Source organism: Pantoea sp. B623, from assembly GCF_024814475.1.
Taxonomy (GTDB): Bacteria; Pseudomonadota; Gammaproteobacteria; order Enterobacterales; family Enterobacteriaceae; genus Pantoea; species Pantoea ananatis.
In genome coordinates, this window is record NZ_JANUXM010000004.1 from 669,281 (window position 1) to 685,184 (window position 15,904).

General features: G+C 49.9%; 16 protein-coding genes and 1 pseudogene. 9 read left to right on the forward strand and 8 right to left on the reverse strand.

The annotated features are described in order from the left end of the window. Positions 1-138 precede the first annotated feature (138 nt). From NXS97_RS04990 to NXS97_RS05005, 4 genes are all read right to left on the reverse strand, one after another. Positions 139-1,128, reverse strand: a complete 990-nt coding sequence (locus tag NXS97_RS04990) for a DUF2806 domain-containing protein (protein WP_116219655.1) — start codon at positions 1,126-1,128, stop codon at positions 139-141. A gap of 200 nt (positions 1,129-1,328) precedes the next feature. After that, the gene (locus NXS97_RS04995; RefSeq protein WP_258873263.1) at positions 1,329-1,808 is read right to left on the reverse strand and encodes a DUF2514 domain-containing protein; all 480 of its coding nucleotides are present in this window, start codon (positions 1,806-1,808) and stop codon (positions 1,329-1,331) included. 25 nt (positions 1,809-1,833) lie between these two features. Next, positions 1,834-2,451: a glycoside hydrolase family 19 protein gene (locus tag NXS97_RS05000; protein ID WP_116219653.1), complete on the reverse strand. Its 618-nt coding sequence runs from the start codon at positions 2,449-2,451 to the stop codon at positions 1,834-1,836. Positions 2,452-2,483: 32 nt separating this feature from the next. Next, positions 2,484-2,708, reverse strand: coding sequence for a phage holin, lambda family (locus NXS97_RS05005; RefSeq protein ID WP_116219652.1), 225 nt, complete (start codon positions 2,706-2,708; stop codon positions 2,484-2,486). A 48-nt stretch (positions 2,709-2,756) separates the two neighbouring features. Between NXS97_RS05005 and NXS97_RS05010 the strand changes: the two are divergent. After that, positions 2,757-3,759 (forward strand): annotated as a pseudogene (locus NXS97_RS05010) (tyrosine-type recombinase/integrase); the annotation flags it as partial. A 10-nt stretch (positions 3,760-3,769) separates the two neighbouring features. Here NXS97_RS05010 and NXS97_RS05015 read toward each other — a convergent pair. The 3 genes from NXS97_RS05015 to icd form a co-directional block, all read right to left on the reverse strand. Next, positions 3,770-4,198: a hypothetical protein gene (locus tag NXS97_RS05015; protein WP_259231756.1), complete on the reverse strand. Its 429-nt coding sequence runs from the start codon at positions 4,196-4,198 to the stop codon at positions 3,770-3,772. A 1-nt stretch (position 4,199) separates the two neighbouring features. Further along, entirely contained in the window at positions 4,200-5,015 is an 816-nt protein-coding gene (locus NXS97_RS05020) for a hypothetical protein (RefSeq protein WP_116219650.1), read from the reverse strand. A gap of 156 nt (positions 5,016-5,171) precedes the next feature. After that, on the reverse strand, positions 5,172-6,422 hold the full coding sequence (icd, locus tag NXS97_RS05025) for an NADP-dependent isocitrate dehydrogenase (RefSeq protein WP_013025401.1): 1,251 nt from the start codon (positions 6,420-6,422) through the stop codon (positions 5,172-5,174). A 110-nt stretch (positions 6,423-6,532) separates the two neighbouring features. Here icd and rluE point away from each other — a divergent pair, with 110 nt between their 5' ends. The 8 genes from rluE to NXS97_RS05065 all read left to right on the forward strand — a co-directional run bounded on the left by rluE (position 6,533) and on the right by NXS97_RS05065 (position 14,382). Further along, the gene (gene rluE / locus NXS97_RS05030) at positions 6,533-7,192 is read left to right on the forward strand and encodes a 23S rRNA pseudouridine(2457) synthase RluE (protein WP_022623601.1); all 660 of its coding nucleotides are present in this window, start codon (positions 6,533-6,535) and stop codon (positions 7,190-7,192) included. 48 nt (positions 7,193-7,240) lie between these two features. Then, the gene (locus tag NXS97_RS05035) at positions 7,241-7,714 is read left to right on the forward strand and encodes an NUDIX domain-containing protein (protein ID WP_013025399.1); all 474 of its coding nucleotides are present in this window, start codon (positions 7,241-7,243) and stop codon (positions 7,712-7,714) included. Positions 7,715-7,753: 39 nt separating this feature from the next. Then, the gene (gene mnmA, locus NXS97_RS05040) at positions 7,754-8,866 is read left to right on the forward strand and encodes a tRNA 2-thiouridine(34) synthase MnmA (protein ID WP_014606115.1); all 1,113 of its coding nucleotides are present in this window, start codon (positions 7,754-7,756) and stop codon (positions 8,864-8,866) included. 34 nt (positions 8,867-8,900) lie between these two features. Next, positions 8,901-9,542 (forward strand): high frequency lysogenization protein HflD, encoded by a 642-nt coding sequence (gene hflD / locus NXS97_RS05045; protein WP_015700544.1) that lies wholly within the window; start codon positions 8,901-8,903, stop codon positions 9,540-9,542. A 42-nt stretch (positions 9,543-9,584) separates the two neighbouring features. Continuing rightward, positions 9,585-10,955 (forward strand): adenylosuccinate lyase, encoded by a 1,371-nt coding sequence (gene purB / locus NXS97_RS05050; RefSeq protein WP_013025396.1) that lies wholly within the window; start codon positions 9,585-9,587, stop codon positions 10,953-10,955. Between the two features lie 107 nt (positions 10,956-11,062). Beyond that, positions 11,063-11,731, forward strand: coding sequence for a two-component system response regulator PhoP (gene phoP, locus NXS97_RS05055; protein ID WP_013025395.1), 669 nt, complete (start codon positions 11,063-11,065; stop codon positions 11,729-11,731). A 2-nt stretch (positions 11,732-11,733) separates the two neighbouring features. Then, the gene (gene phoQ, locus NXS97_RS05060; protein ID WP_033765901.1) at positions 11,734-13,200 is read left to right on the forward strand and encodes a two-component system sensor histidine kinase PhoQ; all 1,467 of its coding nucleotides are present in this window, start codon (positions 11,734-11,736) and stop codon (positions 13,198-13,200) included. Positions 13,201-13,257: 57 nt separating this feature from the next. After that, on the forward strand, positions 13,258-14,382 hold the full coding sequence (locus NXS97_RS05065) for a cupin domain-containing protein (protein WP_013025393.1): 1,125 nt from the start codon (positions 13,258-13,260) through the stop codon (positions 14,380-14,382). A 64-nt stretch (positions 14,383-14,446) separates the two neighbouring features. Here the strand turns inward: NXS97_RS05065 and pepT are convergent, their stop codons facing one another. Next, positions 14,447-15,676: a peptidase T gene (pepT, locus tag NXS97_RS05070; RefSeq protein ID WP_116219648.1), complete on the reverse strand. Its 1,230-nt coding sequence runs from the start codon at positions 15,674-15,676 to the stop codon at positions 14,447-14,449. Between the last annotated feature and the right edge of the window lie 228 nt (positions 15,677-15,904).

Below are 15,904 nucleotides of genomic sequence, written 5' to 3' on the forward strand. Positions count from 1 at the left end.
ACCAGCCTTTTCCCGCGCGTCCACGCCCCCGCGGTAGACATAATTGTTAGAAGTACCTTTCGAATTTTATGATCATCGTTTTAATTAGTGCAAAAAAACCGCCAATGGCGGTTTTTATCGAAAAATTCACTTTGAGAATTAACCAAATGTTCCATCTGACCATATATTATGGAGTTGATCAGCTTTTACAAAATCTACTCTGTGTACCCCAACGCCAATCAAGCTTTTTCCTGCGTTCAAGATGTTATTATCGTAATCTGGTTTAGGTAGAATACTTCCTATTTCTTTGCCTATACGTGTAAATTCGATACTTTTCCAAGACATTTGACAAGTTTGATCATAAAAGACGTTTAAATGTGCATCATCTTGTTCAATGGGAGACCATATGAATAATTGTGTTCCTAACAATTCCATTTTTTTTTCATCACTTGGCAAGTATTGACTTGACTCATTAGGATACATCAATCCAGCTTCAACTAATCTTTGCCTTAAGTGATAACCATCACCAATCTGCCAAAATGGCGAGTAATCAACAGCCCCACCTACACTTAAACTCCACGCACTTAGAAAATCGTTAGCAATATCTTGATCAAGTTCGCTAACAGTTCTAAGAGTTGACCGGCTAAATGATTTTGGCCGCAAAATCTGCCCGGACAAGATTCGAGCAAACAGATTTTGTAAATCTTCTGAAGAAGCATCTTCCGCGAACCGTGAAAAGTAGTTCATCCAATCATCTTCAGGCTCTGCGGTTTTTTCAGAAGTATATAATTCTGGATCTTCCAGTAAAAACCGCTTGGCTTTTTGCGCAACAATTAATTTATTTTTTTCCTTACGAAGATTTGTAGGTAAAAAGACATTCCCAGCGGCTTTCATCACTTCTGAATTTTCCAAGGCTTCTTTCGAGCTAGCCTCTGAAATGACTTTGGCTGCTTTGCTTCTGGCAATGGTGGTATCTCTAATTCCTTGCGCGACTTGTTGAAGCATAGCATTAGGGACATCAACAATGTTACCTACCAAGTCTCCTAGAGCCTTGAGTAAAGGCTTACGTACCGGCTCAGGTATTCCAGTAACAATATCTGCTATTGGGGAAATAAAATTAGCATCTGAATTATTCTCTGTATCGCTCATCGCCCACCCAAATGGTAAAATTAATTAACCATAACAGGGTAATTCAAAGCAGATTTAAATTAAATAATCTTGACATATCCAAATGATAATAAATGGTTTATACTGTTAGTTTAAAATATGAAGAATTATTATTCTTTTAAGGCCACCTTTTTCAATTATATATTCTTAAATCAATAAAATGAATTTTCAATTTTTCATTGTTATAACTTCACTTTGTTGAAATTTCTTTCACATGAAGTTCCGGCTGCAAAATTTTTGTCAGCTTCTTCAGCGAATTTTCCCGCCAGGCCGTCAGCTTCGCTAAGCAGCTCGGCAAGCAATATGGTGACCTCTGCTGTTGACGCGCTTCCTGTGGCAAAGGCGGTAAGGCGGCTTGTCTCACTGTCGGCAAACTGACGCTGGATGGCTTTGAGTTGTTTACGCAGCCCGACAGCAGCCCTGCCTGCAGCATCACGATCACGCTTAATTTTTGCCAGTTCTTCATTGGCTCTTTCCCGTTCCTGCTCAACTGCGCGCTGATAGCGTTGCTCACGGGCGCGCTCTTTAATCTCGAGTTGGAAGCTTGATGTAATGTCAGCTAAATCGCGCTGAAGCCATTGTTGCTGCCATTTCGCATCCGCTGTGGAATAGCCCGCGTTATAAACTTTCCACATAACTCCAGCCACCAGCACCAGTACCACTAGCCGCTTACAGCTCGACAAGACGTTAAGCACCGTCCAGAACTGCCAGCGCTTTCTTGTAACGCACACGTCGGTCTTTTAGGCCATTGTTACCGCTATTGATGATGTTGGTTACTCTGCTGACATTCCCGCTGTAATTGAGGCAACCTTTGGACGTGAAGAACCATGCAGCTGAGCGAGCAGCGTATTCGTCCTGCTCAAGCAGGGTTGGCACCAGAAGTAAGTCGAGGCCCAGCGCATCACCGCATGCGCGGTAGTTCGAGGCGAAGGTTATACCGATTAGGCCTCGGGCGCGGTAGATCCAGCCATCGTCCGGTTTTGTGTTTCCCATGCGCTGGCCATATACGATGTTGGCTATCGCACGCTGATCTGCAGAGTGCTTAATTGTGCGTCCATACTTCTCTGCCTTTTCTGCATTGAAATATTTAGGGAAAACTTTTAGTAGCCCCTCTGGTGAGTAGTTCAGATTTTCTACCAGACGCGAGAAGCCTGATGACTCATGGCCAGCCTGAGCAATAAACATCGCCTGGTCAGTGACCTTGAGAATACCGAACTCAGACATGGCTGCGCTGAGCGGCCCTATCCAGCGCGCTGCTAATTCGGCGCTGATATTTGCCGCCGTCATTAATTGGTTGCAGTTCATTGTCGATTAAATCCTGTGTTGTGAGAGGAGAATTAAGACGAGCCTGTTTTTCTGTCAGCCAGGTTTTTGATGACGCCGCCAAAATATTTGGTACCGAGATAACCAATCATCACGCTGGCAAAGTAGGTGAAGTCCTCACTGACACCAATGACCGTCAGGCCGTCTTTAACAAACCAGCCAAAGATCGAACACATTAGCGAGTCACAGAGGGTTTTCCAGCCGTTGTCGCCCTCATAGCGGCCTCTTAAACACGCCATCACGCCATCACGCCATCACGCCATCACGCCATCACGCCAGCGAGTAGTGCGGCTACAAATGAAGACGAAGCAACAGCTATCGCCATTGAGGCTAATTCTCGCCTCGCTGAACAAAGAACAAGGCAAATCCTTGCTTTGAGTGACCGAGTTGCGACCACAAAAGGGAAATCAATTAATACAATTACATGGCTTGAACGCTATTGGAAAATTCAAGATGAGAGACTTAAGGCTGGAGATATTAAGCTGAATACATATAAGCAAAAAGCTAAGCCAGTTTCATTATTGAAAGAACGCGTTGGCATGAAAATGATTTCAGCTGTCGACGTTCGGGACATAGCCCAAATTCTTGACGAGTATATTGTCGCTGGACAACCACGAATGACACAAGTGATCCGCTCAGTCTTTATTGATGTTTTCAAAGAAGCTCAACATTATGGAGAAGTGCCACCCGGACATAATCCGCCTCTTGCAACAAAACAACCTCGACGAAGAATAACCAGGCAACGACTGAGCCTAGAAGAATGGCAGAAAATCTTTGATATAGCTGACTGCAATCATCGCTATATGGGCAATGCAATGCTTCTCGTGCTAGTAACAGGCCAGCGCCTAGGGGACATTTCAAACATGAAATTCAGCGATATTTGGGATGACCAACTACATATCGTTCAGGAGAAAACAGGAAGCAAAATAGCCATTCCACTTTCGTTACGACTCAGTGATATTAATTTGGAGCCTTCGCGATGTTATTGCACGCTGCAGAGACTATGCAGTGAGTAAGTATTTAGTACATTTTTTTCGAGCCACCTCAATGGCGGAGCGGGGTTCTCAGGTCAAGTCAAATACAATAACTATGAACTTCATCAAGGCAAGAGATAAAGCTAAAATCGATTGGAGTGGTGATACACCAGCAACCTTTCATGAACAGCGTTCTTTAGCAGAACGTCTTTATAAAGAACAAGGTATAGATACAAGAAAACTACTAGGTCATAAATCCCAGATTCAGACGGATCGCTATAACGACGATAGAGGAAAAGAGTGGATAACAATTTAGAACATGGTAATTACGGTTTAAGTGAAAGCAGTATAACCTGAGCTACAACGAGTATCACTTGGAAGAAAGTAATAAAACTGAACATCAAAGCGAGTGATGCAACAAAATAAACTTTGATGTTTGATAAACATAACAAGGCTAGAAAAAAAGTAATGCCAAGTTCAATAAAACAGACAAAATAAAAAAAATAGGTTGACTTCAAATACCCATAAGCTTTGAATTTTCGGATATTATTATTATCTAAAGATGTGAGTATAACAATTAATGCAAAAACCAGAGCCATCATGGCTGTAGCGTAAGAAGCGATAGCAGAGCCTAGGCCATCTAAATGTTCGACAAAATTAACATTAGGGAAGATTGTATAGCGAAAAAAATATAGTACGAATCCAATCCCATTGGTCAGACCTAAAAAAAAGATTAATGGGGTTGTTTTAGTCATATCAATAGCCCGCTAAACAAAGATCATTATTGTTATTGAAATTATTATCCATTTGTGTGTGGACAGCTATCTGTGCTCTCGGATTGATTAAATCAGATATACATCCTGAAGTAGTGATATGCAACTCTTCAACCTGATCGCCTATTGCTCGCTTAGCGGCTAAGGTCATATCTATCAAGCCTTGCGGAAGGTTTGTCAAAGTAGGGACGATTGTATCACGAATGTTTTGTGCGCGTTTTGGTTTTATTGTTATCTCGAAGCTGTCAACATCATTTAATTCAACAGGAGTTACACCTAGAAAGTTGGTTAATTCCCTAATAGCAAAAGGTGACGTTGCTTCAAGCTTAACATTAATTTTTCCAATATGTGCGAATCCCAATGCCTGTGCAGGTGTAATTGTTTTAGAAATTATTTCAAAGCGCAGGTTGTTGTTATTATTAGAATTAAAAAAATGATGATCATAAAATGTCGCAAAGGCTCCTATTTTAGGGCCGTAAATTGTAGAGCTGAATCCGATGCAATTGGGCTTTGCGATTATATAAGAGGCAAATGCAACTTCTTCATTTGCCTGAAGAAGATTTGAGATATCCTGATAACTGTTAGTAGTTCTGTTGATGGTTTTTAAAACGTCTGTGTCATTAGTTTTGAGGAATATAAAAACATCACGTGATACGTGATGTACAGAGTAATAAGAACCATTGATTAGAGCCGATTCGACATTTGGTCCTGATAGCTGGATCAAAGAGTTCCTAATCTGTGAAAAAAGCGGACGTCCATTTTGTGGAAATAAGTCAAATTTGAAATAGTTAGTTTTCATTCCATGTCAACTTTAATGAAAGTATTTATTACATATCCTTATAAAAAACATCAGCCTTGCAAGAGTTTTGATAAATAAATTTGATAAATGTTAGATTGCTAATAATAAAAAACGGGAACCATTGGGTCCCCGTATGTGGTCAAACTCGATGATGGTTTACATATTCGCGATAATCGCGTCACCAAACTCTGAACATTTCAGCAGTTTAGCGCCATCCATCAGACGTTCGAAGTCATAGGTCACGGTCTTGGCAGCGATTGCGCCTTCCATGCCTTTAACAATCAGGTCTGCGGCTTCGAACCATTCCATATGACGCAGCATCATTTCAGCTGACAGGATGACGGAACCTGGGTTCACTTTATCCTGACCCGCATACTTCGGTGCTGTACCGTGGGTTGCTTCGAACAGGGCACATTCGTCACCGATGTTTGCGCCTGGTGCGATACCAATACCGCCAACCTGCGCCGCCAGGGCGTCGGAAATGTAGTCGCCGTTCAGGTTCATACAGGCAATAACGTCGTATTCAGCCGGACGCAGCAGGATTTGCTGCAGGAAGGCATCCGCGATCACGTCTTTCACAACGATCTCTTTGCCGGTGTTTGGATTTTTAAACTTCATCCATGGACCACCATCGATCAGCTCGCCGCCGAACTCTTCTTTCACTAACTGGTAACCCCAGTCTTTGAATGAGCCTTCGGTGAACTTCATGATGTTGCCTTTGTGAACCAGAGTCAGTGAATCACGATCGTTAGTGATGGTGTATTCCACTGCCGCACGCACCAGGCGCTTGGTCCCCTCTTCCGAACAAGGCTTAACGCCGATGCCGCAGTTCTGTGGGAAGCGAATTTTCTTCACGCCCATTTCTTCGCGCAGGAATTTGATCACTTTGTCGGCTTCTGCCGTGCCCGCTTTCCACTCGATACCGGCATAGATATCTTCTGAGTTTTCACGGAAGATCACCATATCGGTATCTTCAGGACGTTTAACCGGGCTTGGTGTGCCGGTGTAGTAACGAACCGGACGAAGACAAACGTACAGATCAAGTTCCTGACGCAGCGCAACGTTCAGAGAACGGATGCCGCCGCCGACTGGCGTGGTCAGTGGACCTTTGATCGCTACGCGGTATTCTTTGATTAAATCGAGGGTTTCTTGCGGCAGCCAGACATCCTGACCGTAAAGTTCAACCGATTTTTCGCCGGTATAAATCTCCATCCAGGAGATTTTACGCTCGCCGTTGTAGGCTTTTTTCACAGCGGCATCAACCACTTTCAGCATCACTGGTGAAACATCAACACCGATACCATCCCCTTCGATATAAGGGATAACCGGGTTGTTTGGCACAACCAGTTTGCCTTGATTCAGGGTGATTTTCTGACCTTCCGCCGGAACAACTACTTTGCTTTCCATTAACCTCTCCTTCGAGCGATTTTTTGTTAATGATTTGTAAGATGCGCGTCAATACTACTTGAATATTGACGCCACGCCAATCACCGCAATTTCGCGTTATAATGCGCTGAATGTTTCTGACTGCAAAGCTTATGCGAAAAACTAATCAGACTTCTCAACCAAATAAACGATTCAGCCGACAAACTCGCCCCGTACAACGTAAAGCGGTAGCGCCGCCTGCCGTCAGGCGAGTGCTCCTGTTCAATAAACCCTTTGATGTGTTACCGCAGTTTACGGACGAAGCCGGCCGCCGGACGCTTAAAGATTTTATTGATGTGAGCGAGGTTTATGCCGCGGGTCGTCTTGACCGCGACAGTGAAGGACTGATGGTGCTGACCAACGATGGAGCCTTGCAGGCCGCGCTCACCCAGCCCGGCAAGCGTACCGGCAAGATTTATTATGTTCAGGTTGAAGGCGCGCCAGAAGAGCGCGATCTGCAGCCCCTACGGGATGGGGTTAATCTGAAAGACGGCCTTACTCTGCCAGCCGGTATCGAAAAAGTAGCAGAACCCGAATGGTTGTGGGCACGTCAGCCGCCCATTCGTGAGCGAAAAGCGATACCCACGCAGTGGCTGAAAATCACCCTGTATGAAGGACGCAACCGCCAAGTCAGACGCATGACCGCCCATATTGGCTTCCCGACATTGCGCCTGGTGCGCTATGCGATGGGTGACTTTGAGCTGGATAATCTGGCCCCCGGCGAATGGCGGGATATCAGCACCTTAGTCTGAATGCTGTTATCATTTCCATAACTTCAAGTTAACAATTCCGGAGGATTGATGTTTAAACCGCATGTCACCGTGGCGTGCCTGGTACAGGCACAGGGAAAACTTCTGGTCGTGGAAGAACAGGTGAACGGTGTGGCAACCTGGAACCAGCCCGCCGGTCATCTTGAAGCCGACGAAACGCTTCATGAAGCCGCGCAGCGTGAACTGATTGAAGAGACAGGAATTGACGCCGCGGTGCAGTATTTTATTGGAATCAACCAGTGGATAGCCCCCGATAATACGCCTTTTGTGCGGTTTCTGTTTGGTCTGGATCTGGATGCGCCACTGCCCACCGCTCCACAGGACAGCGACATTGACCGCTGCTGGTGGCTGCCGCCAGAGCAGATACTGACGGCATCTAACCTGCGTTCGCCGCTGGTGGCAGAAAGCGTACGTCGATGGCAACAGGGGGTTCGCTACCCGTTAGACCTGATTAGCCCGTTCAACTGGCCGTTTCATGCAGGTGCGCACCCGACTTCAGCGTGATAGAATGCGCCGCCTGTTTTATTGTTTTGCGAGCTTGTGATGTCTGATAACTGCCAGAAAAAAGTGATCGTCGGGATGTCCGGCGGCGTCGATTCTTCCGTTTCCGCCTGGTTACTGCAACAGCAGGGCTATCAGGTTGAAGGCCTGTTCATGAAGAACTGGGAGGAAGACGATGGCGAGGAGTATTGTACCGCCGCTGACGATCTGGCGGATGCGCAAGCCGTGTGCGACAAACTGGGTATTAAACTGCACAAAGTGAATTTTGCGGCGGAATACTGGGATAACGTCTTTGAGCACTTCCTTGAAGAGTACAAGGCCGGTCGCACACCGAATCCCGATATCCTGTGTAATAAAGAAATTAAGTTCAAAGCGTTTCTGGAGTTTGCCGCTGAAGATCTGGGCGCAGACTTTATCGCAACCGGTCACTACGTCCGTCGTCAGGACAGTGACGGCCGCAGCCATCTGCTGCGCGGACGGGATGGAAACAAAGACCAGAGCTACTTCCTTTATACGCTCAGCCACGAACAAATTGCCCAGAGCCTGTTTCCGGTCGGCGAGCTGGAAAAACCCGAAGTCCGCCGCATCGCTGAAGAGCTTGAATTAATCACGGCTAAGAAAAAAGATTCCACCGGCATTTGTTTCATCGGTGAACGCAAGTTCCGTGAATTCCTGGCGCGCTACCTGCCCGCTCAGCCCGGTGAAATCGAAACCGTTGATGGCCAGGTTGTCGGTGAGCATCAGGGGCTGATGTACCATACGCTGGGCCAGCGCAAAGGGCTGGGCATCGGCGGTATGAAAGAAAGCAAAGACGATCCCTGGTATGTGGTAGATAAAGACGTGGCGCGTAACCGTTTGATCGTGGCGCAGGGTGGCGATCACCCGCGTCTGATGTCGGTCGGCCTCATCGCCCAGCAACTGCACTGGGTCGATCGTCAGCCGCTCCGCGCCCCGCTGCGCTGTACGGTGAAAACCCGCTATCGCCAGACCGATATCCCCTGCGAAATCATTCCGCAAGGCGATGACAAAATTGAAGTCCGGTTCGACGAACCGGTTGCCGCGGTCACCCCGGGGCAGTCTGCGGTGTTCTACCTTGGCGATGTTTGCCTGGGTGGCGGCATCATTGAAGAGCGTTTGCCTTGGGTTGCCGCATAATACCGGCGCTAATAACGCGTAAACAGGAGTGACCGTGGCAAAAAACTATCAGGAAATCACCCTCGCGCTGGCGGGCATTTGCCAGGCTGCCCATCTGGTGCAGCAGTTAGCCAATCAGGGTCACTGTCAGCCTGAAGCGCTGACGGTATCTCTGCGCAGCGTGCTGGATCTCAACCCCACCTCCACGCTGGCGGTATTCGGCAACAATGAAGCCAACCTGCGCCTTGGGCTTGAAACCCTGATGGCGGTGCTGAACAGCAGCAACCGTAAAGGCGCCAGCGCAGAGCTGACCCGCTATACGCTGAGTCTGATGGTGCTGGAGCGCAAACTGAATGCCAACAAGCAGGCCATGAATACGCTGGCCCAGCGCATCAGCCAGCTCGATCGCCAACTGGCGCATTACGAACTGGAATCGGACACGATTCTGAGCGCCATGGCCGGTATTTATGTGGATGTCATCAGCCCGCTCGGGCCGCGCATTCAGGTTACCGGTTCCCCGGCTGTCCTGCAGAATTCCCTGTTACAAAGTAAAGTTCGCGCCACGTTGCTGGCCGGTATTCGTGCCGCCGTACTCTGGCAGCAGGTCGGCGGAGGCCGACTGCAGCTGATGTTTTCGCGCCAGCGCCTGCTGCGCGAAGCCAAAGCCCTTTTATCCCGCCTGCCACTGGCTTACTGAGTCAGTGGGGCAAACACCGTAAATGAATCAGGAGTTGCACTGATGGAATTATCCTCTCTGACCGCCGTCTCACCTGTCGATGGTCGTTACGGCGATAAAGTCAGCCCGCTGCGCGCAATCTTCAGCGAATTTGGTTTGCTGAAGTTCCGCGTTGAGGTTGAAGTTCGCTGGTTACAAAAATTGGCTGCGACCGCAGAGATCAAGGAAGTTCCTGCATTTGATGCTGACGCAAACGCTTTCCTTGATGGGATTGTCACCAGTTTCAATGAAACGGACGCCGCGCGCATCAAAACGATTGAGCGCACCACTAACCATGACGTGAAAGCGGTTGAGTATTTCCTGAAAGAAAAAGTGGCTGACGTGCCTTCGCTGCACGCGGTGTCTGAGTTTATTCACTTCGCCTGTACCTCTGAAGACATCAATAACCTGTCTCACGCGTTAATGCTGGAAACGGCGCGTCGCGATGTCATTCTGCCTTACTGGCAGCAGCTGATTGCCGCGGTAAAGGGACTGGCGCAGGAATACCGTGACATTCCTCTGCTGTCACGCACTCACGGTCAGCCCGCAACGCCGTCCACCATGGGTAAAGAGATGGCCAACGTGGCCTACCGCATGGAACGTCAGCTACGCCAGCTGTCGCAGATTGAAGTGCTGGGCAAAATCAACGGTGCCGTGGGCAACTATAACGCGCACATTGCCGCTTACCCGGAAGCCGACTGGCACCAGTTAAGCGAAGAATTTGTGACCTCGCTGGGCATTACCTGGAATCCCTACACCACCCAGATTGAGCCACACGACTATATTGCCGAGCTGTTCGACTGCATCGCCCGCTTTAATACCATCCTGATCGATTTCGATCGCGATATCTGGGGCTATGTGGCGCTCAACCACTTCAAACAAAAAACCATCGCGGGCGAAATCGGCTCTTCCACCATGCCGCATAAAGTAAACCCGATTGACTTCGAAAACTCAGAAGGCAATCTGGGCCTGGCAAACGCGGTGATGCAGCACCTGGCCAGCAAACTGCCGGTTTCCCGCTGGCAGCGCGATCTGACCGACTCTACCGTGCTGCGTAACCTTGGCGTGGGCGTGGGTTATGCGCTGATCGCTTATCAGGCTACCCTGAAAGGCATTTCCAAGCTGGAAGTGAACCGGGATCGTCTGCTTGACGAACTGGATCATAACTGGGAAGTGCTGGCAGAGCCGATCCAGACCGTTATGCGTCGCTACGGTATTGAAAAACCTTATGAGAAGTTGAAAGAACTGACCCGTGGCAAGCGCGTTGATGCGGCCGGTATGCAGGCCTTTATCGACAGCCTGGCGCTGCCGGAAGACGAAAAAGTTCGCTTAAAACAGATGACCCCGGCAAATTATATTGGTCGCGCGATTCAGATGGTTGATGACCTGAAATAAAATCCTGCCTGCAGACCGGTTGCCGCCGGTCTGCGTTAACCTGCTGTTTAGTTCATTTCGCTTATACTTGTTTAAATTCGTTTCGATCTGATGCTAAAGGAAATCCTATGCGTGTTCTGGTTGTGGAAGATAATGCCCTGCTGCGCCACCATCTTTCAGTACAACTGCGAGAAATGGGTCATCAGGTTGATGCTGCCGAAGATGCCAAAGAAGCCGATTATTTTCTCCAGGAACATCTGCCCGACATTGCGTTGGTCGATCTGGGATTACCGGACGAAGATGGCATGTCGTTAATTCGTCGCTGGCGTAATGACGCCGTGCGTCAGCCTATTTTGGTCCTGACCGCACGCGAAGGCTGGCAGGCGAAAGTCGAAGCCCTGGAAGCCGGTGCGGATGATTATGTGACGAAGCCTTTTCATATTGAGGAAGTCGCCGCACGCCTGCAGGCATTAATGCGCCGCAACAGCGGTCATGCGTCGCAGATTATTGCTATGGCCCCCTTTCAGGTGGATTTATCCCGTCGCGAACTCACGATTCACGACCAGCCCGTTAAGCTGACCGCATTTGAATACACGATTGTGGAAACCCTTATTCGCAACGCTGGCAAAGTGGTGAGTAAAGACTCCTTAATGCTGCAGCTTTATCCCGATGCAGAGTTACGTGAAAGTCACACGATCGATGTCTTAATGGGACGTCTGCGTAAAAAGATTCTTGCGCTGCATTCTGACGAAGTCATCGCTACCGTTCGCGGCCAGGGCTACCGCTTTGATCTCTGATGATGTCCTGGTTTAAACGCTATCGCCCTATTTCGCTGCGGACGCGCTTCTTACTGGCTTCCGCCGCCATTGTATTAATTCTTTCCCTTTCTTATGGCATGGTTGCGGTCATTGGCTATGTGGTAAGTTTTGATAAAAATACCTATCGCGTGATGCGGGGAGAAAGTAATTTATTTTTCACCCTGGCACAGTGGAAAGATAATAAGCTCACCATCGCCCAGCCTGAGCGCACGATGCTCAATTTCCCAACGCTGGTATTTATTTATGATGAACACGGCAAACTGCTCTGGCAGCAGCGCGACGTGCCGGAAATTCGTGAAAAGATCCAACCTGAATGGCTGTTGAAGCCGGACTTCTATGAGATAGATACCAACAACAGCACCAGCCGGGCTGCGATGGGCGATAACCTTACCGCTCAGCAGCAGCTCCACGCCTGGGATAATGACGATGACGATCAGGATACCTTTACCCACTCGGTAGCGGTAAACCGCTATGACGCGACAACCAATCTGCCCGCGCTGACCATTGTCGTGGTCGATACGATTCCGCAGGAGCTTCAGCATTCCGATGTGGTCTGGTCATGGTTCAGCTATGTGCTGGCGGCCAACCTGATTTTAATCGTTCCCTTGCTCTGGCTGGCGGCCCACTGGAGCCTGCGTCCAATCGGGCATTTAACGCTTCAGGTGCGCGAGCTGGAAACCGGACAGCGTGAAAACCTGGATGACAATCCGCCGCAGGAGTTACGTTCGCTGGTACGTAACCTTAATCTGCTGCTGACCAACGAACGTCAGCGGTATACCCGTTACCGCACCACGCTTGCTGACCTGACCCATAGCCTGAAAACGCCGCTGGCGGTGCTGCAAACTACCCTGCGCTCTCTGCGCGGCGGTAAAGAGCTAACGGTGGAACAGGCCGAACCGATTATGCTGGAGCAGATCAGCCGCATTTCGCAGCAGGTGGGATATTACCTGCACCGCGCCAGCATGCAGGCCGATCACAATCCGCTACAGCGCGATCTGCATTCAGTGTCCGGTTTGCTGGACAGCTTGTGTTCAGCGCTGAATAAGGTTTATCAGCGTAAAGGCGTCGAAATCACGCTGGATATCTCACCGGAAACCACCTTCTTCGGCGATCAGAATGACTTTATGGAAGTGCTGGGTAACGTCCTGGATAACGCCTGCAAGTACTGTCTGGAATTTATTGAAGTCAGCGCCCATCAGACCGACCATGCCTTGCATCTTTATATTGATGATGACGGTCCGGGCATTCCTGAAAGCAAACGCGATATGATATTTGTGCGTGGGCAGCGCGCCGATACCTTACGTCCCGGTCAGGGGCTGGGGCTGGCGGTAGTTCGCGATATTCTCGAACAGTATGCCGGTAAGGTGATTGCCTCCAGTAGCCCGTTAGGCGGTGCGCGCATGGAAGTGGTGTTTGAGCGGCAGGAAATGGAACATCGCCGCGAGTAGTTCACGCCGCGGGCTGTTATACTTGCGGGTATTTACAGCCCTTAGCGGAATCTCTCTATGGATTATCAGCTCGATCTCAACTGGCCCGATTTTATTCAGCGTTACTGGCAAAAGCGCCCGGTGGTGCTGAAGCGTGGCTTCAAGAACTTTATCGATCCCATCTCGCCTGATGAACTGGCGGGATTAGCTATGGAAAATGAGGTCGACAGCCGTCTGGTCAGCCAGCAAAACGAAAAGTGGCAGGTCAGCCACGGTCCGTTTGAAAGTTATGACCACCTGGGTGAGAACAACTGGTCACTGCTGGTGCAGGCGGTGAACCACTGGCATGAGCCTTCCGCCGCGCTGATGCGCCCTTTCCGCTTTCTGCCGGACTGGCGCTTAGATGACCTGATGATCTCCTTTTCCGTACCCGGCGGAGGCGTTGGCCCGCACTTTGACCAGTATGATGTGTTTATCATTCAGGGCACCGGCCGTCGTCGCTGGCGCGTCGGAGAAAAAGTACCGCTGAAACAGCATTGTCCTCATCCTGACCTGCTTCAGGTCGAACCTTTCGATGCCATCATTGATGAAGAGATGGAGCCGGGCGATATTCTGTATATTCCACCCGGATTTCCGCACGAAGGATACTCGCTGGAAAATGCTCTGAACTACTCTGTGGGCTTCCGCGCGCCCAGCGGGCGTGAGCTGATTAGCGGCTTTGCCGATTACGCGCTGGCGAATGAGCTGGGTAGCCTGCGTTACAGCGATCCGGACGTGCCCGCGCGTGACTGCCCGTCGCTGATCCTGCCGCAGGAGGTCGAAGGCTTGCGCAAGGTGATGCTGGATGTGGTGAATCAGCCAGCGCATTTTGAACAGTGGCTGGGTGAGTTTATTTCGCAGTCCCGACATGAACTTGACGTTGCGCCGCCGGAGCCGCCTTATCAGCCCGATGAAATCTACGATGCGCTGCAGCAGGGCGATGTGCTGTCGCGCCTTGGCGGCTTACGTGTCCTGACGCTGGGCAATGCCGTCTATATCAACGGCGAACGCGTTGAATGCGCGCACCCGGCGGTCATGGCTGTGCTGGCGCACAATCATGAAATCGCGCTTGAGGATTTGGGTGATGCGCTGGACGATCCCGCGGTACTGGCGCAGATTGCCGGGCTGGTCAACGCCGGTTACTGGTACTTTAGCGCGGAATAACGCCTTGCCGTTGCCACGGTTTTAACGGCCGCGTTGCCCTGTCGGGCAACGCGGCCTTTTATATTCAGGCTTTTCTCTGCCCCGCCAGCGCCGCCAGACGGACGATAACCTCAACCGATTGCGCCATAATATTCAGCGACGCAAATTCATGTTTGCCGTGATAGTTATAGCCACCGGTAAACAGGTTTGGACAAGGTAGCCCTTTCCATGACAGCGACGAACCGTCCGTACCGCCGCGAATCGGTTTCACCACCGGCTCGATGCCGCAGTCGCGCATCGCCTGCAGGGCCAGGTCGATAATGTGCGGGAAAGGTTCGACTTTCTCACGCATGTTGCGATAGCTGTTGCTGATCTCCACGGTAACAGAGCAGTCCGGATGCAATCCCTTGTTGATCTCCTCCGCCACCTGCAGCAGCGTATTTTTCCGCTGTTCAAAGGCTGCCGTATCGAAATCACGGATGATGTAGTGCATCTCCGCATTTTCAACCGTGCCCTTCATCTGGTGAAGATGGAAGAAGCCTTCATAGCCGTCAGTGCACTCTGGTTTCTCTCCGGCAGGCAGCGCGGCGTTAAAGCGGGTGGCCAGTTCCAGCGCATTCACCATCACGTTTTTCGCGGAGCCAGGGTGAACGTTGTTACCCACCACCTTCACCAGCGCCGAAGCCGCATTGAAGTTTTCGTATTCGAATTCGCCCACATCGCTACCGTCAACGGTATAAGCCCAGTCGGCCGCAAAACCTTCAACATCGAAATGCGATGTGCCGCGGCCAATCTCTTCATCCGGGGTGAAGGCAACGCGAATCGCGCCGTGCGGAATATCGCTCTCTGCCAGCCGCGCCATCGCCGTCATGATTTCTGCTATACCGGCTTTGTCATCAGCACCCAGCAGGGTTTTTCCGTCGGTGGTAATCAGCGTGTGCCCCGTCAGCTTATGGAGCACCGGAAACATCACCGGTGACAGCACTTCATCCCCATTTCCCAGCGCAATATCTCCGCCCCGGTAGTTTTCGATGATCTGCGGATTGACATTTTTCGCAGTAAAATCCGGCGAGGTATCCATATGAGAAATAAAGCCAATAACCGGCGTTGACCAGTCAACATTTGCCGGTAACGTGCCCATCACGCAGCAGTGATCGCTGAGGCTGACATCAACAAAGCCCAACGCCAGCAGCTCTTCCTGCAGCTGGCGGGCCAGAATCCACTGCCCTTCACTGCTTGGCACCTGACGTGCCTGAGGTTTTGCCTGAGTTTCCACTGCCACATAACGCAAAAAGCGTTCGAGTAATTGCTTCATATGCCATCCTTAAAATTTGCCGCCCGTTATTATTAACAGACGAGCAAGCGGTCGCGTTGCGTCAAATCATTATCCTTCAGGTTAGTCCCTGTGCGGCAAATTAAGAATGGCGAATTGCATTAAAAAGCATGCAACTGCTGTTTTTTGCGGCGATTTTCGCACGCTTTTCACGGCCGTCGCCCGCAGCGTTAAAGCTGGGCCTGTTTTTGACCGCTGTGCGGGTCTGCG